Below are 19,319 nucleotides of genomic sequence, written 5' to 3'. Positions count from 1 at the left end.
CCCATCATCGATGAGCGGGTTTTTCACTATTTTAAATCACGGTAATTTTGCTGGCGCAGCGCTTCATAAACAAGAATCGCGGCAGTATTGGACAGATTTAACGATCTGACATGCTCTGTCATCGGAAGACGCAGGCAGCGGTCCATATTATTTTGAATTAAATCCTTTGGCAAACCGCTTGTTTCTCTTCCGAACACGAAGAAATAATCCTCGTCAAGATCAGTGTAATCAAATGATGTATGAGGCTGCTGGCCAAATTTTGTAATAAAGAAAAACTTGCCTTTTTTATATGCCTCAAACAATTCTTCTAACGAATCATGATACACAACGTTAACAAACTCCCAATAATCGAGTCCGGCACGCTTCAGCATTTTATCATCCGTTGAAAAGCCGAGCGGACGAATCAGGTGTAGCGTTGTATTGGTTGCTGCACAAGTACGTGCAATATTCCCTGTGTTAGCGGGAATTTCTGGTTGATATAAAACGACATGTAATGCCACAATGTTCACCTCTGTTTTTCTTATCCGCCCATCATTATAACATTAATTACTCTTTTGTCGTATCATCAACGATATGAAAAAAGGCATATCGTATTGACGGCGTGTATGCCGTAGAATCCTCATATGACCAATACCTCATCCTGCTGTCATAAGTCTGGGCGTTGACAAGCGGCATATTGCCTTTGTCCTTTGCCACGACAATCGTTGTATGATTAAACCGGCCGTCTCCTTCGAAGTCATAGCAAATCACATCGCCCGGCATCAGTTCTTCCGCTGATTTCACCCGCACCGCACGCAGTCCGGCCTTTGAATTCGACAAATACATTTTCATAGAGTGAGCCACCGTCCAGCTGTAGCTCCATGAGCTTTGTTTCATCCACCAGCCTGATCCCCTGTTCGGATGACCGCGCATCGGCGCGCCTCCTGCATGAAGACACTGAGAAATAAAATTTGTACAGTTATCGCTGAAATTTTTATAAGCAGGATTGCGCTTGTTCCAAAATTTCTCGGCATATTGGACAGCGCCGAGACGATCGTATTGAAAAGCCCTGCCAAACGCTTCTCTTTCCTCTTCAGCTTCAGAATAGTCAATAATACTGGTCCCTTCATGAAATCCAGCCGGCTTTTTCGCAATTTCCTGATCACTAATCAAAATGTGATCATACAGGAAAGCCATTCGCTCCTCTATGTGCTCTTCTATATACAAGCTGTCATCTTGTTCCTTACACACGTATTCGTAATGGATGGTATACGAAAGGCAGGTCGTTCCGTCATCCTCAACCCGCACATGATTAATCACGGCCTTTGCTTTCGCTTTTATGATGTCAACTTTACGTTTTTCCAGAAGCTTTTTCTTACGCTCCATGACTTTAAGGTCTCCGACTTGAGACTCCTGTCTCATAGCATGCCCGTTAACCAGAAAGCCCAGCCGCTCCTCCGCTAATTGTTCTAAAATGTACTTCAAGCTCACCCCACCCGCCATACTTTTTTATAGAGAAAAAACACTTGGATGATCTCAAGTGTTTTTTCCTTCTGCTCTATACGTATGTCAGGACAGGCCTTGTTTAGTCATGCCTGAAGCTTTTAGCAACTCAATTCCTTTTTCAATTTCCAGCTTTGCCTCTTCATCCTTCTCTTTTTCCAGCGCTTTTTCAAGCTCTTCCGCGTAGGCGGGGTCTCCGATTTTTCCGATTGCCCATGCGGCTGTCCCCCTGATGACAGGACGCGGATCCTTGTGCATCAGTTCCGTCAATTCAGGCAGTGCGGAAGCATCCTTAAAATGGGCAAGCGCGAGAATGGCGTTTCGCTGAATCGGTTTTTTTCCGCGCCAAGAACCTGAGACATGCCCGAATTTCTCCTTAAATTCCCGATTGCTGATGGCCAAAAGCGGCTTCAATAACGGTTTGGCAATCTCAGGATCAGGCTCCATTTCCGGATGAAGATGAAAATCCTTCCCTTTATTGAGAGGGCATACCGTTTGGCACGTATCGCACCCGTACAGGCGGTTTCCGATTTTTGTCCGGAATTCATCAGGCAAAAATCCTTTTGTCTGGGTCAGAAAAGAGATGCAGCGCTGCGCATTAAGCTGCCCGGGATTAACCAGTGCTCCCGTTGGGCAGGCGTCCAAGCATTTCGTGCAGGACCCGCACATATCTTCAATCGGCACATCAGGCTCAAAAGGGATATTTGTGATCATTTCCGCCAAATACACATAAGAGCCATACTCGGGTGTTGTGATCATACAGTTTTTCGCACTGAATCCGATTCCGGCACGTTCCGCAACGGCGCGATCAGACAATTCACCTGTATCAACCATTGACTTCGTTCTGATATCCTCATGCTTGCTTTTTAGAAAATCCTCCAGCAGATCAAGCTTTTCCCTCAGCACATCATGATAGTCTTTTCCCCAGGAAGCTCTGCAAAAAATGCCCCTGCGCTCAGTTCTCGTGCTTCTCGGCGCATCCTTCATTCTGGAAGGATATGCGAGAGCAATTGCCACTATTGATTTCGCTTTCGGCAAAAGAAGCTTCGGCGTCACCCTTTTTTCGATATCTGGCTCTTCAAAGCCGGAGAGATAGCCGAGTGATTCTTGAAGAATCAAACGGTCTTTTAAACTGTCAAAAGTATCAGCGGTCGTAAAACCAATCTTGTCTACGCCAATGCTTTTCGCGTATTCAATTAATTCTTCTTTGAGCTGATAAACGTTCATGTTTTGCACAGCCTCCTTTCTTTGTGATAAAACGACACAGCGTTTATAATAGGTTGATATCACGTAACTGGAGTGAATGCTAGTGAATATCAAACTTGATTCTGTTATTACTGAACGTGCGGCCGGCTTACATGCAGCTGCTGTCATTTATGAGAATATCGAAGTCGGCTCCTCACCGCAAATGCTGAAAGGCAGACTCCGCCTGTTTCAAGAATCCTTGTTTTTCGACTATGCGGACGGCGGTATATCCGATGAATCCTTCGTCAAGGAATGGCAGAAACTCTTTAAACAGCTTAACCCTTCATTTGAGGGAGAAACAACCCCAATGGAGGACATGCTGGTCCCGATATCCAAGGAACAATTCATGGAAAGTAAAGACTCGGCCCATGACACAATCGATTTTTTCGCATTAAAATATTCTCTGCCTATTATGATTTATGATGCCGGAAAGCTTCATGAGCCGGTCCGGATCTCATTGGGAGAAAAAGAAAACATACTGCTTTTCTCTGATGAAAACGGCATTTTTGGCGATTTCAAAAACAGCGTCAACCACTATCCCGTTTCAAACGAGACTAAGAATATGCTGCAAATCATTTTTTTCCCGCCATCGATTGAGAAAAGCAGCGCTGTTAACCTCTTATCATCATTAACGAAAATGTTTGAACAAATTCACGGCGGCACCCATACAGTACATTGGCTTACGTAAAAGAACACGAATACCGTGTTCTTTTTCACATAAAAAAACGCAATACTTCGTTTATCTGAGAAACGAAACACTGCGTTAATAACGTATGTATGGAGCGGGTGATGAGAATCGAACTCACGACATCAGCTTGGAAGGCTGAGGTTTTACCACTAAACTACACCCGCATTTGTGATTGTCAGCAACAGTACCGCTCTGACTTTTTTTATATTACATGTTTATTTATTTTTCGTCAAGGGAATATAAAAATTTTGTCGAAAAAAAGTTATCTTTTTGTAAAGTTGTTAAGTTCCATTTACATAATGTTAAGTATACTATACAATATAATCAATCGAGATTGTGAAGGGGACAGACGTCATGATGAAAAATAAAGTAAAAGAGCTGAGGGCACGCTTCGGCTATTCTCAGGAAAAACTCGGAGAAACGGTCGGCGTCACAAGACAGACTGTGGCAGCGATTGAAAAAGGCGATTATGTTCCCTCACTGCTGTTAGCACTGAAAATCTGCAAAGCCTTCTCCATGAAAATGGAGGATGTCTTTTGGTTAGAGGAGGAAAACTAAGATGAGCATGAAAACAAAAGCAGCTTTTCACCTTGTTTTATTTGGCCTTGCATGCTGGGCGCTGATTTCATACTTTGAAGCCTCAGAAGGCATAGCATCTTTTTTCGGCACAAAGAGCGGCGGGATGGTATTTGATTTAAACCTCACTCCCTTTATTCTGTTTGTTGCGGCGTCTGCGGTTTATTTGTACTTACAGAAAAAAAGCCGCCCTGCCAGAAAGCAGCTACTTCTGCCTGATGAGTTTGAAGAGCAGGATGAAAGAGAGCAGATGATGACGGCAAAAGCATGTCGCGCGTCATATATCGCTGTCTACTTCTCGCTGCCTGCCGCAGCGGTTCTTCTCATTTTTTATCCGCTATTTCAATCGCGCATTCCGTTTTTCCCTATTATTATTGTGTTTATCATCATGATCATCCAGCACCTTTCCTACGTCATCTCTTTCAAGAAAAACGAAAAAAACTCCGGCGCGCTGTAATCGGCCGGAGTTTTTTCTTACCAGCTTGCTTTTTTCACACCGGGAATCTGGCCTTTATGGGCCAGCTCCCTGAAAGCGATTCTGGACATTTTAAACTTCCTCATATATGCTCTCGGGCGCCCCGTTACCATGCAGCGGTTGTGAAGCCTTCCCGGTGCTGAATCTCTTGGCAGCTTGCTGAGTGCCTCGTAATCTCCTTTTTCCTTCAACTCGCGTCTAATACCAGCGTATTGCTCAACAAGCTGTTGGCGTTTTAACTCTTTTGCCACTTTTGATTTTTTAGCCAAGTCACATAGCCTCCCTTTAAATCGAAATTGTTACGATTTAAAATGTATCATTCACCATTCAAAAAAGCAAGCATACCGCTTTGTAAAACAGACGGCCTGAAGCCGCCCATTCTAATGATGCAATTCCACATAATACAGTAACGCATCTTGATGCTTAATGAGCTCTTTTTTATGTTCAGAGGTGTGCATTGTCTCGTCAGTCCCTCTAATACTGCTGCCGATCAAAGCAGGCTTCTCGAAAGTAATCGGTTCCGGCGATGAAATATTCTGAGTCATTTCCTGTGTTGTGCTATCGTCGCGTTTCACCGATGAATCAGCCGCTATAGTTCCCTGTTTATCCACAATGCCAAAATGAATGGTGGTATGTTTATTCTTTCCTTCCCCCTCTTCATTCTCAAAATAAACAAATTGTATGGTATCAGTTTTTTCCTCTGAATAATCTGCACGAACCGGTCCAAACCTCTCAACAAGCTTTCCCTTTTGATAATGTTCGATGTACATGTCAGCTGAAGAAATACCTTCACCGATATTGACGGCTTCGGCAGTGAATGCCTGTGAAGCTGCGACATCCATTCTGTTTTTTTCAAGATCTGATATGTCCGCCGCTTTGATTTCCATCTGTTTTGAATGTCCGCATGCTGACAGCATAGCTATGAGGCAAATGACTGCCGCGCTTCTCAATGTTTTCAGAAAAAAAGCCCCCTTTTTTTGAATATCATACCATGTTCGGGGGGCTGTATTTTAGTTAAACTCATGCATTTTTCTCTTTGACAAAATAAGTGTTTCCTACCGCTTCTCCCCTTTTGTTCTGAAGCTTTCTCGTCCGATCATTTTCAAACGGCAAAAGCGGAAATACAAGCTCTGCAAAATAATACGCTTCTTCTAAATGCGGATAGCCGGAGAATATAAACGATTCTATGCCGAGTGCCTGGTACTCCGCTATCCGGTCGGCAATCGTCTGCGGATCACCGACAAGAGCTGTTCCTGCCCCTCCTCTGACCAGGCCGATCCCCGCCCACAGATTCGGGCTGATTTCAAGCTTCGTCCGATCGCCTTGATGAAGGACGGCCATCCGCTGCTGGCCTGAAGAGTCGTAACGGCTCAAAGCTGCCTGCGCTTTGGCAATGGTGTCATCATCCAAGTGGCTGATCAAGCGCTCTGCCGCTTCCCATGCCTCTTGTTCAGTTTCACGGGCAATGACATGCAGCCTAATGCCAAATCGAACGGATCTCCCTTCTTTTGCCGCTTGCTTTTTGACTCTTTCTATCTTTTCTTTTACTTGTTCAGGCGGCTCACCCCATGTCAAGTACACGTCTGTATGCTTTGCGGCAGCTTCAATTCCAGCCTGTGACGAACCACCGAAATAGATGGGCGGATGCGGCTCTTGCTGCGGCGGGAAAAGCAGATTGCTGTTTTCCACTTTTATATGCTTTCCTTCATAGGAAACCGTTTCTCCCTGCAAAAGTCTCCGCCAAACGGTTAAAAATTCGTCTGTTGCCTCGTAGCGCTCATCATGGCTGATAAACAGGCCATCGCCTGCCAGCTCATACGGATCGCCCCCTGCCACAACGTTGATCAGCAGCCGGCCGTCTGAAATGCGGTCTAGGGTGGATGTCATTCTGGCTGCCAGAGAAGGCTGCATTAAACCAGGTCTTACCGCGACTAAAAACTTTAAGTCCTTTGTTTCTCCTGCCAGTGCCGACGCTGTAAGCCACGGGTCCTCGCACGATCTTCCCGTTGGCAGAAGAACTCCTGTATATCCCAGCCTGTCTGCCGCCTGCGCGACTTGTTTAAAGTAAAGATGATCCGCAGTCCGTCCATCACTTTCAGATCCTAAATATCTCGCGTCTCCATGAGTCGGTATAAACCAAAGAATTTCCATATTCATCTCCCCTTTATATCTTTTATCCTTCGTAGCTGTTTCTCCACTTTAACAGCTTTCGTTCAAGCAGCCTGACGAAGGAATCCGTCAGCTTTCCAACCACTGCAAAAATGATAATCCCTGCAAAGACTTTATTCGTTTGTGAAAACTGTCTCGCATCCATGATCATATAGCCGACTCCCGAGCTTGAGCCCATCAGCTCTGCCACAACGAGCCCGAGCCATGCAATGCCGAGCGATAAGCGAATGCCTAGCAATATATTGGGCAGGGCTGCCGGCAATATCACTTTGGATATCTGCTGATGCCATTTAAATTCAAGCACCCGGGCGACTTCAAACAGCTTCGCGTCAACCCCGCGGATGCCGTTAAACGTATTGATATAGACAGGAAAGAAGGCACCGAGCGCAATCAGCAAAATTTTAGATACTTCGTCAAATCCGAACCATAAAATAAACAGCGGCGTGACGGCCAGATGAGGTACGGTTCTAAGCATTTGCAACGACGGATCAAGATACAGCTCCGTCCGTTTGGAAAATCCGGCCAAAATCCCGATCATCAATCCAAGCCCCGCGCCAAGCAAAAAACCAAGTGCCGCCCGATAAATGCTGATTTGCAGATGGCCGAACAGTTCGCCGGACAAAATAAGCTCCTTAAAGGTCAGAACAATCGTAACAGGTGTAGGCAGCACTGTAGCGGACACAACCCCCAGCCCGCCGATGACCTGCCAGATGGCAATGATGACAGCGGGCAGTAAAAGCCCCTTCATCCAGCCGTATCTCTTCCTTCCGGGCTTTTTTCGCACCGCTTCCGCATTCGTTTTGGGCAGCGAGCCCGCAGCCTCTGCTTTCATCATTGATCACCTCCTGAGGAATGCTCCTCTAATGCTTTTTTGATAAAAGTGTTATCGACAACATCCTTCACATCAATCTTCTTATCTATCGCCTTTGTTCGAAATTGAAAATCTGCTGTTTCCTGCTGTGCTTTCACAATGTCGTCACTGATGATCTCATTAAGTGGCTCAGTATTTTTCAGCACATTTTCGACGACCTTTTTATCGAGATCTTTAATGTCAGAATATAAGTCCGCTGCTTCATCCAGATGTTCCTTTTGCCATACAACGGCTTTATTAAACACCTTCAGAAAACGGACCACTTCGTCTGGATGCTCTTCTGAAAACTTTGTTCTTACTAAAGTAAAACCCGGTGAATATAAATCTGTGCTTTCTCCGTTCACAAGGATTTTTGCTCCGTGTTTCATTGTTTCTAAGGACAAGTACGGCTCCCAAATGGACCAGGCATCAACAGATCCGTTTTCAAATGCGGAAGCTGCTTCATCAGGCTGAAGCTGAATAATTGTCACATCGTTAGCTGACAACCCCACTTGATCAAGCGCTTTATACAAAAAATCAAACCCGCTGCTGCCTTTGGCGACTGCAATTTTCTTCCCCTTTAAGCCCTTAACGTCTTGAATGCCGCTGTTTTGATTGACAAGGATGCCGTTTGCTTTCAAGCCGTCCTGAGACAAACCGATTTCTTTAAAGTCAATGCCTGCCGCCTGTCCAGCGATCACAGGCGAATTACCGACTTGAGAAAAATCAAGTTTGTCTGCCGCAAGGCCTTCAAATTGGGGCGGACCGCTTTGAAACTCCACCCATTTCACTTTGATGCCTTCTTTTTCAAATGCATCTTCGAACCAGCCTTTTTCTTTTGCAATCAAAAGGGGGCTTAAGCTTTGCTGAATACCAATACGAATTTCCTTCAATTGTTTGTGGTCACCGCTGGCTCCATTTGCTCCACAGCCTGCGAGCAGAAAAATAACGGCAACCAATACAATGAGTCCTTTTTTCATTTCCGCTTCCGCCCTTTCTATATCCCTGATCCTTCTGCGTACTCCAAATCTTCTGTTTTCTCGAATTCCGACAGCACTCTCTGTCTGATCGCTTGGAAATCCGGAGTCGTCCGGTTTCGCGGATACGCCAGGTGAATGGGCATCAGCTTATGGATTTTCCCCGGTTTGGCCTTAAGGATCGCAAGCTCATTTCCTAAATAAACAGATTCATCTATATCATGAGTCACGAGAATCATCGTTGTTTTTTTCTTCCTCCATATATCCAGCAGCACGTCCTGCAGGTGTTTTCTTGTAAAAGCGTCGAGTGCACCAAACGGTTCATCTAAAAGCAGCACCTCAGGCTCCCGCAGCAGGGCCCGGGCGATGGCTACTCTTTGTGACATGCCGCCTGACAGCTCGCGCGGATATGCTTTTTCCGATCCTTTCAATCTGACAATCTCGATCAGTTCATCCACCTTTTGTTTGACTTTTGGGTCCTTCAAATTCAAGTCGGCTGCAATATTCTGCTCAACAGTCAGCCAAGGAAAGAGGCGGTGTTCCTGAAAAATAAATCCTTGCTGAATACCCGGAGCTGTTACGCTGCGGCCGTTAATTTCCACACTCCCGTCATATTCAGAATCAAGCCCTGCAATAATCTTTAACAGGGTGCTTTTTCCGCACCCGCTCGGTCCGATAAGCGTTAGAAATTCGCCTGGTGCGATTGATAATTCTATGTTTTCTAAGACCGTGTTTTTGCGGCCTTCTTGAACAAATGCCTTTTCTTTGATGCTGATGGTCACAGCCACTTTTATCCCTCTCTTTCTGCCAACCCCGCCTTCAAAAAAAACAAAAAGGCCCCCATCTCTGTTCTTGTAGAGATGAGAGCCTTCGGCGGTCCGATCAGCTGCCCAATTGTTTTTTTGTTTGAATAACATGTTAATTCAAATTATTCCGATATGTCAACTCTTTTTTAAATACGATTTTTGATATCCTTGTTTATCACTTACTCTGCTTGTTTCGCAAATAGAGAAGGAAAAATTATTTCTCCAAAAATTATTAAGTGTCATAAAAAGCTGTTACAACAAGGTTTTTCAACAATTTCGATACTATATATCGATTAATAGAGATAACTATTTTATAATAATTATAAAATAATATTGACTTTTTACTTAGAGATGATATTATGTTCTTATAAATTCCAAGAGGTGATAACATGAGTTCAAATAAACTGACAACTAGCTGGGGCGCTCCGGTTGGAGATAATCAAAACTCAATGACTGCCGGTTCTCGCGGACCAACTTTAATTCAAGATGTACATTTACTCGAAAAATTGGCCCATTTCAACCGAGAACGTGTTCCTGAACGTGTTGTTCACGCCAAAGGAGCAGGCGCACACGGATATTTTGAAGTGACAAACGACGTAACAAAATACACGAAAGCCGCTTTCCTTTCTGAAGTCGGCAAACGCACACCGTTGTTCATCCGTTTCTCAACAGTTGCCGGTGAACTTGGCTCTGCTGACACAGTTCGCGACCCGCGCGGATTTGCTGTTAAATTTTATACTGAAGAAGGAAACTACGACATCGTCGGCAACAATACGCCTGTATTCTTTATCCGCGATGCGATTAAGTTCCCTGATTTCATCCATACACAAAAAAGAGATCCAAAAACACACCTGAAAAACCCTACGGCTGTATGGGATTTCTGGTCACTTTCACCAGAGTCACTGCACCAAGTGACAATCCTGATGTCTGACCGCGGAATTCCTGCGACACTTCGCCACATGCACGGCTTCGGAAGCCATACATTCAAATGGACAAATGCCGAAGGCGAAGGCGTATGGATTAAATATCACTTTAAAACAGAACAAGGCGTGAAAAACCTTGATGTCAATACGGCAGCAAAAATTGCCGGTGAAAACCCTGATTACCATACAGAAGACCTTTTCAACGCAATCGAAAACGGTGATTATCCTGCATGGAAACTATATGTGCAAATCATGCCTTTAGAAGATGCAAATACGTACCGTTTCGATCCGTTTGATGTCACAAAAGTTTGGTCTCAAAAAGACTACCCGTTAATCGAGGTCGGACGCATGGTTCTAGACAGAAATCCGGAAAACTACTTTGCAGAGGTAGAACAAGCGACATTTTCACCTGGAACCCTCGTGCCTGGTATTGATGTTTCACCGGATAAAATGCTTCAAGGTCGACTTTTTGCTTATCATGATGCACACCGCTACCGTGTCGGTGCAAACCATCAAGCGCTGCCAATCAACCGCGCACGCAACAAAGTAAACAATTATCAGCGTGATGGGCAAATGCGTTTTGATGATAACGGCGGCGGATCTGTGTATTACGAGCCTAACAGCTTCGGCGGTCCAAAAGAGTCACCTGAGGATAAGCAAGCAGCATATCCGGTACAAGGTATCGCTGACAGCGTAAGCTACGATCACTACGATCACTACACTCAAGCCGGCGATCTGTATCGTTTAATGAGTGAAGATGAACGTACCCGCCTTGTTGAAAATATCGTTAATGCCATGAAGCCGGTAGAAAAAGAAGAAATCAAGCTGCGCCAAATCGAGCACTTCTACAAAGCGGATCCTGAATACGGAAAACGCGTGGCAGAAGGCCTTGGATTGCCGATTAAAAAAGATTCTTAATGGAGAAATGCAAAAACCCGTTGTAGTCAGCGGGTTTTTTTATATTTAGTTACACATTGCGTATGCTTCTCATCAATCTTCATATAAATTTCTTCCATGAGTTCCGCGCTGTTTATAATCTCTCGTTTGTTTTTTTCAATCAGCAGCTCAAGCGGCAAAATCTGATTCCCGTAGGTTTTTCGCTTCCTGAATCGTTTTCTCCCCTTTTCTTTTTTGACTCCCATCAATAATCCCCCCTTTTTCATACAAAAAAGGCCCTTATCTAAACGATAAGAGCCTTCGGTGTTCCGATCAGCGCGATAAATTTGAAAAATTTGTACTGACCATGTTAATTCATACAATACCGACCTGTCAACTATTTTTTGAGGGTGTTGACACTGTATCAGATTGCATCCCCGCTTTTTCCTTATACACTCTTTTCCCCTGACGCATAAGCTAGAGAAACTAGAATACGAGAGAAAGAGATGTGGGAGTGTGGAAAAGACAAAATTGACCGGACGTATCGTGACACGGGATGATCCGGACTATAACGAAGCAAGAACCAATATTAACCTAAGCTTAGAAAGGTATCCTGACATCATTGTGTTTTGCCAAAACAAACAGGATGCACTCAATGCGCTGAAATGGGCGCGTGAAAACCGTGTGCCTTTCCGTATTAGAGGCGGCAGACACAGCTATGAGAACTTTTCCCTTTTAAATAACGGTCTTGTTATTGATTTAAGCGAGATGAAAAAAATAACTGTGAATCAGGATAAAAAGCTGGCCTATATTGAAGCGGGGGCTGAATTGGGAGAAGTCTATCGGACACTCTGGCAATACGGCCTGACGCTTCCCGCAGGCACCATTGCTAATGTAGGGCTCACAGGTTTAACTCTCGGAGGGGGAATTGGACTTTTAACAAGGGCTGCCGGTCTTACTTGCGACAGCCTCGTGCAGCTTGAGATGATCGTAGCAGACGAAAAAGAGGGCGCTGATCTGATTACAGTCAGCTGTTCAAATCATCCAGACTTATTTTGGGCGTCTCAGGGAGGCGGAGGAGGCAATTTCGGCATAGTCACCTCCATGACATTTAAAGCAGTGCCCATCTCTCAAGTGTCGATTTTTTCTATTACATGGGGATGGGATGATTTTGAGGAAGTATATAACACGTGGCAGAACTGGGCCCCGTATACAGATGACCGGCTTACATCATCAATAGAGTTTTGGCCTAAAGAAGTAAACCGCATAGAAGCCCTCGGCCAATTTGTCGGGCCAAAAACAGAGTTAAAAAAACTGTTAAAGCCTTTATTGAAAGCAGGAAGTCCGACAAGCGGAATGGTAAAAACAACGCCATTCATTGAAGCGGTAACCTTTTTTAACAGCCCGGGAGGCAATCAGCCTCAAAAAATGAAACGCTCCGGCTCTTTCATTGAAAAGCCATTATCAGAACGTGCGATCTCAACAATAAAACACTTTTTAGAGCACGCTCCGAATCAAAACGCCAGTGTCTGGCAGCAAGCACTCGGCGGGGCAGCCGGACGGGTCGCTCCCGACCAAACGGCATTTTATTATCGTGACGCAATCATCGCCCAGGAATACTTAACAAACTGGACATCCCCTGGAGAAAAAAGACAAAATGTCCGCTGGATTGAGGGGCTGAGAACGTCCCTTTCGAAAGAAACGATGGGAGACTACGTAAATTGGCCAGATATCGAAATCAGAAACTGGCCAAGAACATATTACGGCGAAAACGTTGAACGACTCCGCCGTGTCAAAACGACATATGATCCAGAAAATGTTTTCCGCTTTGAACAGAGTATTCCTCCGCTTCGACGCTCTCTGTTTTTCTAAAAAAATGAAGATGGAGCATTCTCCATCTTCATTTTTTTTATTGATATAAATTGCTTCCCGTATCGACAAACTCTTTTGCTTTTTCTTTTAATCCTTTATTTATGGCTTCTGCTTCACTGAGATCGTTTTTCTTCGCATAATCCCGAATATCCTGTGAAATTCTCATGCTGCAAAATTTCGGACCGCACATGGAACAAAAGTGAGCGGTTTTTGCTCCTTCAGCAGGCAGGGTTTCATCATGGTATTCAAGGGCTCTCTCCGGATCAAGAGATAAATTAAACTGATCCCGCCAGCGGAATTCAAAACGGGCTTTCGATAACGCATCATCCCGGATTTGCGCTCCGGGATGCCCTTTTGCAAGGTCCGCAGCGTGCGCAGCGATCTTATATGTAATGACTCCTTCACGAACATCATCACGGTTTGGCAGCCCCAAATGCTCCTTCGGCGTTACATAACAAAGCATTGCTGTCCCGTACCAACCGATCATCGCCGCTCCGATCGCTGAAGTAATATGGTCATATCCCGGAGCAATATCCGTTGTCAACGGCCCCAATGTGTAAAAAGGCGCTTCTTTACAAATGTCCATTTGTTTATCGACGTTCTCTTTGATTTTATGCATCGGAACATGTCCAGGACCCTCAATCATCACCTGAACATCATGCTTCCAGGCAATTTGCGTCAGCTCTCCAAGCGTCTCTAATTCAGCAAACTGCGCTTCGTCATTGGCATCAGCAATTGATCCGGGACGCAAACCATCCCCAAGAGAGAAAGCAATATCATACATTTTCATAATCTCACATATTTCTTCAAAATGTGTGTATAAAAAGCTTTCTTGATGATGAGCCAGACACCACTGCGCCATAATCGCTCCCCCGCGTGACACGATACCAGTTGTCCGTTTGGCAGTCAGCGGTACATACCTAAGCAAAACACCCGCGTGAATCGTAAAATAATCCACTCCCTGCTCTGCCTGCTCGATTAGCGTATCACGATAAATCTCCCACGTTAAATCCTCAGCTACGCCGTTTACTTTTTCAAGCGCCTGATAAATCGGAACAGTTCCCACAGGCACGGGGCAATTGCGGATAATCCATTCACGCGTCGTATGAATATCTTTTCCGGTAGAGAGATCCATCATCGTATCCGCTCCCCAGCGGATGGCCCACGTCATTTTTTCCACTTCTTCTTCAATGGATGACGTAACCGCTGAATTCCCGATATTTGCATTAATCTTCACATGAAAATTCCGGCCGATAATCATTGGCTCACTTTCAGGGTGATTAATGTTTGAAGGAATAATCGCCCGGCCGCTGGCTACCTCGTCTCTGACGAATTCAGGAGACACATGCTCACGAATGGCGATAAATTCCATCTCAGGTGTAATGATCCCCTTTTTTGCATAGTGCATTTGTGTGACATTTTGACCTGCCTTCGCCCTCAGCGGTTTCCGCTTTAATCCTGGATAGCTTACGTTTGGTTTTGCTTTTTTATAACCGTTATCTTCTGGTTTTATAGCCCGACCTTCATACTCTTCCACGTCACCGCGCTCTGTGATCCATTTTTGGCGGAGCGGCTTTAATCCTTCTTGAATATTAATGGTTACTTCAGGGTCCGTATACGGTCCGCTTGTATCATAGACACGCACAGGCGCGTTTTCCTCTTCGCCGAACGATCCCGTCGTCGGACTCAATGCAATCTCCCTCATCGGCACTTGGATGTCCGAAGAAGAACCCTCCACGTATACCTTCTTGCTGCCTGAAAAACTTGACATAATGGAAATGTTGGCTTGCTGCACTGAATTGTTTTGCATTACTTTTCCTTCCCCTTTCTACGTTTGAAAGGACAAAATCAAGCCCATAACCAGCACAAAAAACCGGATTCATATAAATGAACCCGGTTACAGTCAGAAAGAAACATATTATTGCCCAGCAAGACAATAACAAAAACAATTCCTCTACTTCCCCACGCTGGTACGAACCAGATCAGGTCCAAAGGGTTAAGAAGCTTGCCTTCTCTCTCAGCCCGAAAGCGGGCACCCCCAGTAACTATTGATTTCGCACTCATCTTATCATAAAATCAATCTGAAAAAAAGAGGAATATAGATAATATTCAGCCAATTTCACCCTAAATATTTGACCGGCAACGGGATTTCAGCTATTTCATGTTCAGCCATCATCACCCGATATGCCTTTGCACCCGACCTTGAACTCACAGTCTGAAACAGCTGATCATTTATGAAATGGAGAGCAGCCCCATCATCCGCTGCATAGCCACTGCATAAGAACTTGTTAGATATCAGCTGGTGGTATGCCGGTCTCCGATCCTTTTCCCCGTCATAATGGGGACAAAAGCTCCCTTGCAAAAAACCTAAACTTTTCAAACTTGTCAGCGGTCCGGCTGAATCTGTCACCCCTTCTTCAAACCAGCAGATCGCACCGGCACTTATTCCAGCTACAACCACACCGTTCTTCCATGCTTCCCTGAGAATATGGTCCAGCCCCCACTCTTTCCATAACACAAGTAAATTCCGCGTATTTCCCCCGCCAACATAAATCACGTCCATTTCCATAACAAAAGAAACTAAATCTGATGATGGTGGCTTAAACAAAGATAAATGAGACGGCACGCAATCCAATGTTTGAAATGCATGATAAAACCGCTGAATATAGTTTTGGGAATCTCCGCTCGCCGTCGGCAAAAAACAAATACGAGGCTGCTCTCGTTTTGATTGATTGAGGATATATTGATCGAGGGACAAATTATCCGGCTCCATCGAAAAACCCCCGCCCCCCATCGCAATAATCTGCTTCATCATCACACCCCCCAACAAAATTTGTTGCTTATTATAGCATTTTGTATAGAAGCAAGAAACAAAGTCAAATACTTTCTTATCAGGAGCTGCTAAAAAAACAAAGGAGGTGGTTTCCCATTGAACAAAGTCTTTGTCCCAAAGATATTCTTGATTTGTTAACAACAATAAAAACCAGCATTAACAAATACACTGTCGCAACAACAGCAACCGAAAATCCCCACATCAGAAGAGCATTGCATGATCAATTAGATACAGCTGTTTATCTCCATGATGAACTGTCAGATCTTCTGTTAGAAAAGGGGTGGCTCGGGTGAGCAATTCCAAATCGATTCGCTTTTATCTTACAGCAAAGACCACAAAAAGAGACGGGATCTCAAAGATGAGATGCCGTCTCTTTTTTATTGCTCCACTCTTCTTAAAGCCTCATTTACCGTTTCTTTTATAAACACGTCTTCACCGCTTAATCGGTCTAAACTGAGATCGCCGTTTCTCAGCCTTTCGGAAATATTGTTTATATCCTCCTCTACTGTGATTTGCAGCTCACCAGCCAAAAACATTCTGTGTAATTCATCTGCAACCAAACTTTCTTTATTCACTTCCATCGACTCCTTTATTTTCAATATTATTCTTAGTCTGTCCCTAGGCCGAGACGAATAATAGGAAAAAAGTATGAATCAAACGAATCTTTTTTCCTCCTTCTTACGTATATCTGTTGAGAAAAAAGAAAAAGGGGAAGATCTAACATGTCATTTTTTAAGAAGCTTGCGGCAAGTGCCGGAATTGGAGCTGCAAAAGTAGATACAATTTTAGAAAAAGACGCATATTTTCCAGGAGAAGAAGTACAGGGAACGGTACATGTCAAAGGCGGAAAAATCGCTCAGGACATCCGTTATATCGATTTACAGCTTAGCACACGGTATGTCATTGTAAAAGACGATGAAGAGCACCGGAAATACGCTACAATTCATTCTTTCCGGGTCACTGGTTCATTTACCATACAGCCTGGTGAAGAGCATCAATTTCCGTTCACATTCACTCTGCCTCTAGATACGCCGATCACTGTAGGGAAAGTAGAGGTTGCCGTGGTGACAGACCTTGACATTCAAGGCGGTATCGATAAATCCGATCATGACCGCATTTTCGTTGAAGCGCACCCTTGGATTGAAAATGTGCTTGAAGCAATCGAAAACCTGGGCTTCCGTCTTAACGAAGCAGACTGCGAACAAGCGCCCTACTTCCAGCGTCGTCTTCCGTTCGTTCAAGAATTCGAATTCGTTCCGACTTCCGGATATTATCGTCAGATGCTTGATGAATTAGAGCTCATTTTCCTTTTAGACGAAGACGGTTTGGAAATCATTTTCGAAGTCGACCGCAGAGCAAGAGGACTCCGAGGGTGGTTGGAAGAGATGTATAATGACGGAGAACAGCTTGTACGCGTCCGTTTCAGCCAATCAGAGCTTGAAGATACAGAAGAGCTAGAAGAGGTGCTAGAAGAGATCCTAGACCAATACGCTGAGTAAGTATAAAAAGGAGCCGAGGCTCCTTTTCTTTAATAAAAAATAAAAACCCGTTTCTGTTAAGAAACGGGTTTTTCAGTATACCGGTGGTCGGGGTCGAACCGACACTCCAGAAGGAACACGATTTTGAGTCGTGCGCGTCTGCCAATTCCGCCACACCGGCAAGTTTTACGTCGTATCTAACCGACGAATATAAATATATCATGGATCTCATAAAGTGTCAACGTATTTCAAAAAAGTTTTTATGGAAATATAAAATAAAAGTGTTGAAAGACTAGCTATACAGCCGCTTTATAATAGGCCTCGGAACTTAACTTGTTATGATAAATCAAAGCATTAAAAAAATGATCTACTTATGTAGATCATTAATATGATTAGTTATAATGATAAAACACAAACACCAATTCAACTTACCATGTAAGTAAAATTGGTGCCGAGGGCCGGACTTGAACCGGCACGGTAGTCACCTACCGCAGGATTTTAAGTCCTGTGTGTCTGCCAATTCCACCACCCCGGCAATAAGAAGGCGACACCCGGATTCGAACCGGGGATAAAGGTTTTGCAGACCTCTGCCTTACCACTTGGCTATGCCGCCGTAATTGGAGCGGAAGACGGGATTCGAACCCGCGACCCCCACCTTGGCAAGGTGGTGTTCTACCACTGAACTACTTCCGCATTTTTAATGGACTTAATACATTATATGCAGTTGATATAAAAAGTGAGACTGGGCTAGCTGGATTCGAACCAACGCATGACGGAGTCAAAGTCCGTTGCCTTACCGCTTGGCTATAGCCCAATGATAATATGGGGCGATTGATGGGAATCGAACCCACGAGTGCCAGAGCCACAATCTGGTGCGTTAACCACTTCGCCACAACCGCCATAATCTCAAGATGTCATAAATTTGGCAGGGGCAGTAGGAATCGAACCCACACCGGAGGTTTTGGAGACCTCTGTTCTACCGTTAAACTATGCCCCTATAAATGGTGGAGGGGGGCAGATTCGAACTGCCGAACCCTGAGGGAGCGGATTTACAGTCCGCCGCGTTTAGCCACTTCGCTACCCCTCCACATTAAATTTTGAAAAAACAGTGCCGGCAAGAGGACTTGAACCCCCAACCTACTGATTACAAGTCAGTTGCTCTACCAATTGAGCTACACCGGCATAGGTGGTGGCTCGGGACGGAATCGAACCGCCGACACACGGATTTTCAGTCCGTTGCTCTACCAACTGAGCTACCGAGCCTAAGTATTCAAATGGCGGTCCGGACGGGACTCGAACCCGCGACCTCCTGCGTGACAGGCAGGCATTCTAACCAACTGAACTACCGGACCATTTTAAAATTTGGTTGCGGGGGCAGGATTTGAACCTGCGACCTTCGGGTTATGAGCCCGACGAGCTACCGAACTGCTCCACCCCGCGATGATATAATGGTGGAGGATGACGGGCTCGAACCGCCGACCCTCTGCTTGTAAGGCAGATGCTCTCCCAGCTGAGCTAATCCTCCATCATATAATGACCCGTACGGGATTCGAACCCGTGTTACCGCCGTGAAAGGGCGGTGTCTTAACCGCTTGACCAACGGGCCCAGACTTTCAATTGTAATTATGTATAAGTATCAGTGGCGGAGAGCAAGGGATTCGAACCCTTGAGACGGAGTTGACCGCCTACACGATTTCCAATCGTGCTCCTTCGACCACTCGGACAGCTCTCCAATAATGGCTCCGCAGGTAGGATTCGAACCTACGACCGATCGGTTAACAGCCGATAGCTCTACCACTGAGCTACTGCGGAATGAAGTCTGCCTGGCGATGTCCTACTCTCACAGGGGGAAACCCCCGACTACCATCGGCGCTGAAGAGCTTAACTTCCGTGTTCGGCATGGGAACGGGTGTGACCTCTTCGCCATCATCACCAGACAATTTCAGTGACATTTAACATTATACTATGTATTCTTGAGAAAATCAAGTGTTTTTTTGAAAAACTTATTCTCTCAAAACTAGATAACAGGTGTGACATCATTCAAAAATATGGTTAAGCCCTCGATCGAT

General features: G+C 44.9%; 20 protein-coding genes, 17 tRNA genes, 2 rRNA genes and 1 riboswitch (1 of these 40 cut by a window edge). Of the genes, 7 read left to right on the top strand and 32 right to left on the bottom strand.

From position 1 onward, the window contains the following. Positions 1–26 precede the first annotated feature (26 nt). From trmL to queG, 3 genes are all read right to left on the bottom strand, one after another. Positions 27–509 carry a tRNA (uridine(34)/cytosine(34)/5-carboxymethylaminomethyluridine(34)-2'-O)-methyltransferase TrmL gene (trmL, locus tag NST22_RS04915; RefSeq protein WP_010886453.1) on the bottom strand — a complete coding sequence of 161 codons (483 nt, stop codon included), beginning with the start codon at positions 507–509 and terminating at the stop codon, positions 27–29. A gap of 37 nt (positions 510–546) precedes the next feature. Next, positions 547–1,482: an amidase domain-containing protein gene (locus NST22_RS04910; protein ID WP_010886452.1), complete on the bottom strand. Its 936-nt coding sequence runs from the start codon at positions 1,480–1,482 to the stop codon at positions 547–549. Between the two features lie 66 nt (positions 1,483–1,548). After that, positions 1,549–2,709 carry a tRNA epoxyqueuosine(34) reductase QueG gene (gene queG / locus NST22_RS04905; protein ID WP_003245522.1) on the bottom strand — a complete coding sequence of 387 codons (1,161 nt, stop codon included), beginning with the start codon at positions 2,707–2,709 and terminating at the stop codon, positions 1,549–1,551. Between the two features lie 82 nt (positions 2,710–2,791). Between queG and NST22_RS04900 the strand changes: the two genes are divergently transcribed. Continuing rightward, positions 2,792–3,415, top strand: a complete 624-nt coding sequence (locus NST22_RS04900) for a B3/4 domain-containing protein (protein WP_003245517.1) — start codon at positions 2,792–2,794, stop codon at positions 3,413–3,415. 90 nt (positions 3,416–3,505) lie between these two features. On the opposite strand, the gene NST22_RS04895 is transcribed toward NST22_RS04900, so the two are convergent. Further along, positions 3,506–3,579: transfer RNA gene (locus NST22_RS04895), tRNA-Gly, on the bottom strand. A 193-nt stretch (positions 3,580–3,772) separates the two neighbouring features. Between NST22_RS04895 and NST22_RS04890 the strand changes: the two genes are divergently transcribed. Together NST22_RS04890 and NST22_RS04885 are read left to right on the top strand one after the other, a co-directional pair. Beyond that, complete coding sequence (locus NST22_RS04890; RefSeq protein ID WP_009966860.1) at positions 3,773–3,973, top strand: helix-turn-helix transcriptional regulator; 201 nt, start codon at positions 3,773–3,775, stop codon at positions 3,971–3,973. A gap of 1 nt (position 3,974) precedes the next feature. Continuing rightward, positions 3,975–4,448: a lipoprotein gene (locus NST22_RS04885; RefSeq protein ID WP_003245008.1), complete on the top strand. Its 474-nt coding sequence runs from the start codon at positions 3,975–3,977 to the stop codon at positions 4,446–4,448. A 17-nt stretch (positions 4,449–4,465) separates the two neighbouring features. On the opposite strand, the gene rpsN is transcribed toward NST22_RS04885, so the two are convergent. From rpsN to NST22_RS04855, 6 genes are all read right to left on the bottom strand, one after another. After that, complete coding sequence (rpsN, locus tag NST22_RS04880) at positions 4,466–4,735, bottom strand: 30S ribosomal protein S14 (RefSeq protein WP_003233455.1); 270 nt, start codon at positions 4,733–4,735, stop codon at positions 4,466–4,468. Positions 4,736–4,846: 111 nt separating this feature from the next. Then, positions 4,847–5,383, bottom strand: coding sequence for a hypothetical protein (locus NST22_RS04875; protein WP_003245073.1), 537 nt, complete (start codon positions 5,381–5,383; stop codon positions 4,847–4,849). A 103-nt stretch (positions 5,384–5,486) separates the two neighbouring features. Further along, on the bottom strand, positions 5,487–6,617 hold the full coding sequence (gene ssuD / locus NST22_RS04870) for an FMNH2-dependent alkanesulfonate monooxygenase (protein WP_003245787.1): 1,131 nt from the start codon (positions 6,615–6,617) through the stop codon (positions 5,487–5,489). A 22-nt stretch (positions 6,618–6,639) separates the two neighbouring features. Next, positions 6,640–7,470 carry an ABC transporter permease gene (locus NST22_RS04865; RefSeq protein WP_010886451.1) on the bottom strand — a complete coding sequence of 277 codons (831 nt, stop codon included), beginning with the start codon at positions 7,468–7,470 and terminating at the stop codon, positions 6,640–6,642. Next, a complete protein-coding gene (locus tag NST22_RS04860) occupies positions 7,467–8,465 on the bottom strand; it encodes an aliphatic sulfonate ABC transporter substrate-binding protein (protein ID WP_003245431.1) in 999 nt (332 codons plus the stop codon). Before NST22_RS04860 ends, NST22_RS04865 begins: the two co-directional genes overlap by 4 nt. 17 nt (positions 8,466–8,482) lie before the next feature. Then, positions 8,483–9,250: an ABC transporter ATP-binding protein gene (locus NST22_RS04855; protein ID WP_010886450.1), complete on the bottom strand. Its 768-nt coding sequence runs from the start codon at positions 9,248–9,250 to the stop codon at positions 8,483–8,485. A 407-nt stretch (positions 9,251–9,657) separates the two neighbouring features. On the opposite strand from NST22_RS04855, the gene katA reads away from it, so the two are divergent. Continuing rightward, complete coding sequence (gene katA / locus NST22_RS04850; RefSeq protein ID WP_003245322.1) at positions 9,658–11,109, top strand: catalase KatA; 1,452 nt, start codon at positions 9,658–9,660, stop codon at positions 11,107–11,109. A gap of 26 nt (positions 11,110–11,135) precedes the next feature. Here the strand turns inward: katA and senS are convergent, their stop codons facing one another. Beyond that, the gene (senS, locus tag NST22_RS04845; protein WP_003245192.1) at positions 11,136–11,333 is read right to left on the bottom strand and encodes a transcriptional regulator SenS; all 198 of its coding nucleotides are present in this window, start codon (positions 11,331–11,333) and stop codon (positions 11,136–11,138) included. 250 nt (positions 11,334–11,583) lie between these two features. Between senS and NST22_RS04840 the strand changes: the two genes are divergently transcribed. Then, on the top strand, positions 11,584–12,939 hold the full coding sequence (locus tag NST22_RS04840) for an FAD-binding oxidoreductase (protein WP_003233470.1): 1,356 nt from the start codon (positions 11,584–11,586) through the stop codon (positions 12,937–12,939). A gap of 37 nt (positions 12,940–12,976) precedes the next feature. On the opposite strand, the gene thiC is transcribed toward NST22_RS04840, so the two are convergent. Together thiC and NST22_RS04830 are read right to left on the bottom strand one after the other, a co-directional pair. Further along, on the bottom strand, positions 12,977–14,749 hold the full coding sequence (thiC, locus tag NST22_RS04835; RefSeq protein ID WP_003233473.1) for a phosphomethylpyrimidine synthase ThiC: 1,773 nt from the start codon (positions 14,747–14,749) through the stop codon (positions 12,977–12,979). Positions 14,750–14,881: 132 nt separating this feature from the next. Next, a riboswitch (TPP riboswitch) is annotated at positions 14,882–14,989 on the bottom strand. Between the two features lie 69 nt (positions 14,990–15,058). After that, entirely contained in the window at positions 15,059–15,751 is a 693-nt protein-coding gene (locus tag NST22_RS04830) for a Type 1 glutamine amidotransferase-like domain-containing protein (protein WP_003245002.1), read from the bottom strand. 41 nt (positions 15,752–15,792) lie between these two features. Here NST22_RS04830 and NST22_RS04825 point away from each other — a divergent pair, with 41 nt between their 5' ends. After that, positions 15,793–16,065, top strand: coding sequence for a spore coat protein (locus NST22_RS04825; protein ID WP_010886449.1), 273 nt, complete (start codon positions 15,793–15,795; stop codon positions 16,063–16,065). A gap of 84 nt (positions 16,066–16,149) precedes the next feature. Here the strand turns inward: NST22_RS04825 and NST22_RS04820 are convergent, their stop codons facing one another. Continuing rightward, positions 16,150–16,353: a hypothetical protein gene (locus tag NST22_RS04820; protein ID WP_003233478.1), complete on the bottom strand. Its 204-nt coding sequence runs from the start codon at positions 16,351–16,353 to the stop codon at positions 16,150–16,152. Between the two features lie 141 nt (positions 16,354–16,494). Here NST22_RS04820 and spo0M point away from each other — a divergent pair, with 141 nt between their 5' ends. Further along, complete coding sequence (spo0M, locus tag NST22_RS04815) at positions 16,495–17,271, top strand: sporulation control protein Spo0M (RefSeq protein WP_003233481.1); 777 nt, start codon at positions 16,495–16,497, stop codon at positions 17,269–17,271. Between the two features lie 78 nt (positions 17,272–17,349). Here spo0M and NST22_RS04810 read toward each other — a convergent pair. From NST22_RS04810 to NST22_RS04725, 18 genes are all read right to left on the bottom strand, one after another. Next, a tRNA-Leu gene (locus tag NST22_RS04810) sits at positions 17,350–17,431 on the bottom strand. A 265-nt stretch (positions 17,432–17,696) separates the two neighbouring features. Beyond that, positions 17,697–17,785: transfer RNA gene (locus tag NST22_RS04805), tRNA-Leu, on the bottom strand. A 7-nt stretch (positions 17,786–17,792) separates the two neighbouring features. Next, a tRNA-Cys gene (locus NST22_RS04800) sits at positions 17,793–17,863 on the bottom strand. Positions 17,864–17,868: 5 nt separating this feature from the next. Continuing rightward, positions 17,869–17,943: transfer RNA gene (locus tag NST22_RS04795), tRNA-Gly, on the bottom strand. A gap of 49 nt (positions 17,944–17,992) precedes the next feature. Then, positions 17,993–18,064 (bottom strand) — tRNA-Gln (locus NST22_RS04790). Between the two features lie 9 nt (positions 18,065–18,073). After that, positions 18,074–18,149, bottom strand: a tRNA-His gene (locus NST22_RS04785). A gap of 24 nt (positions 18,150–18,173) precedes the next feature. Then, positions 18,174–18,247 (bottom strand) — tRNA-Trp (locus NST22_RS04780). A gap of 5 nt (positions 18,248–18,252) precedes the next feature. Continuing rightward, a tRNA-Tyr gene (locus tag NST22_RS04775) sits at positions 18,253–18,337 on the bottom strand. A 22-nt stretch (positions 18,338–18,359) separates the two neighbouring features. Further along, positions 18,360–18,432 (bottom strand) — tRNA-Thr (locus tag NST22_RS04770). 5 nt (positions 18,433–18,437) lie between these two features. Continuing rightward, positions 18,438–18,513: transfer RNA gene (locus NST22_RS04765), tRNA-Phe, on the bottom strand. 12 nt (positions 18,514–18,525) lie between these two features. Continuing rightward, a tRNA-Asp gene (locus NST22_RS04760) sits at positions 18,526–18,602 on the bottom strand. An 11-nt stretch (positions 18,603–18,613) separates the two neighbouring features. Beyond that, positions 18,614–18,690 (bottom strand) — tRNA-Met (locus NST22_RS04755). A 9-nt stretch (positions 18,691–18,699) separates the two neighbouring features. Beyond that, positions 18,700–18,775: transfer RNA gene (locus NST22_RS04750), tRNA-Val, on the bottom strand. Between the two features lie 9 nt (positions 18,776–18,784). Next, a tRNA-Glu gene (locus NST22_RS04745) sits at positions 18,785–18,856 on the bottom strand. A gap of 34 nt (positions 18,857–18,890) precedes the next feature. Beyond that, positions 18,891–18,982 (bottom strand) — tRNA-Ser (locus NST22_RS04740). A gap of 5 nt (positions 18,983–18,987) precedes the next feature. Beyond that, positions 18,988–19,062, bottom strand: a tRNA-Asn gene (locus NST22_RS04735). A 9-nt stretch (positions 19,063–19,071) separates the two neighbouring features. After that, positions 19,072–19,187, bottom strand: a 5S ribosomal RNA gene (rrf, locus tag NST22_RS04730). 111 nt (positions 19,188–19,298) lie between these two features. Beyond that, a 23S ribosomal RNA gene (locus NST22_RS04725) occupies positions 19,299–19,319 on the bottom strand (it continues 2,907 nt past the right edge of the window).

It is taken from the genome of Bacillus sp. PS237 (assembly GCF_037963345.1).
Taxonomy (GTDB): Bacteria; Bacillota; Bacilli; order Bacillales; family Bacillaceae; genus Bacillus; species Bacillus subtilis.
The sequence above is the reverse complement of the archived record's forward strand: the minus strand, read 5'-3'. Positions and strand labels throughout refer to the sequence as shown.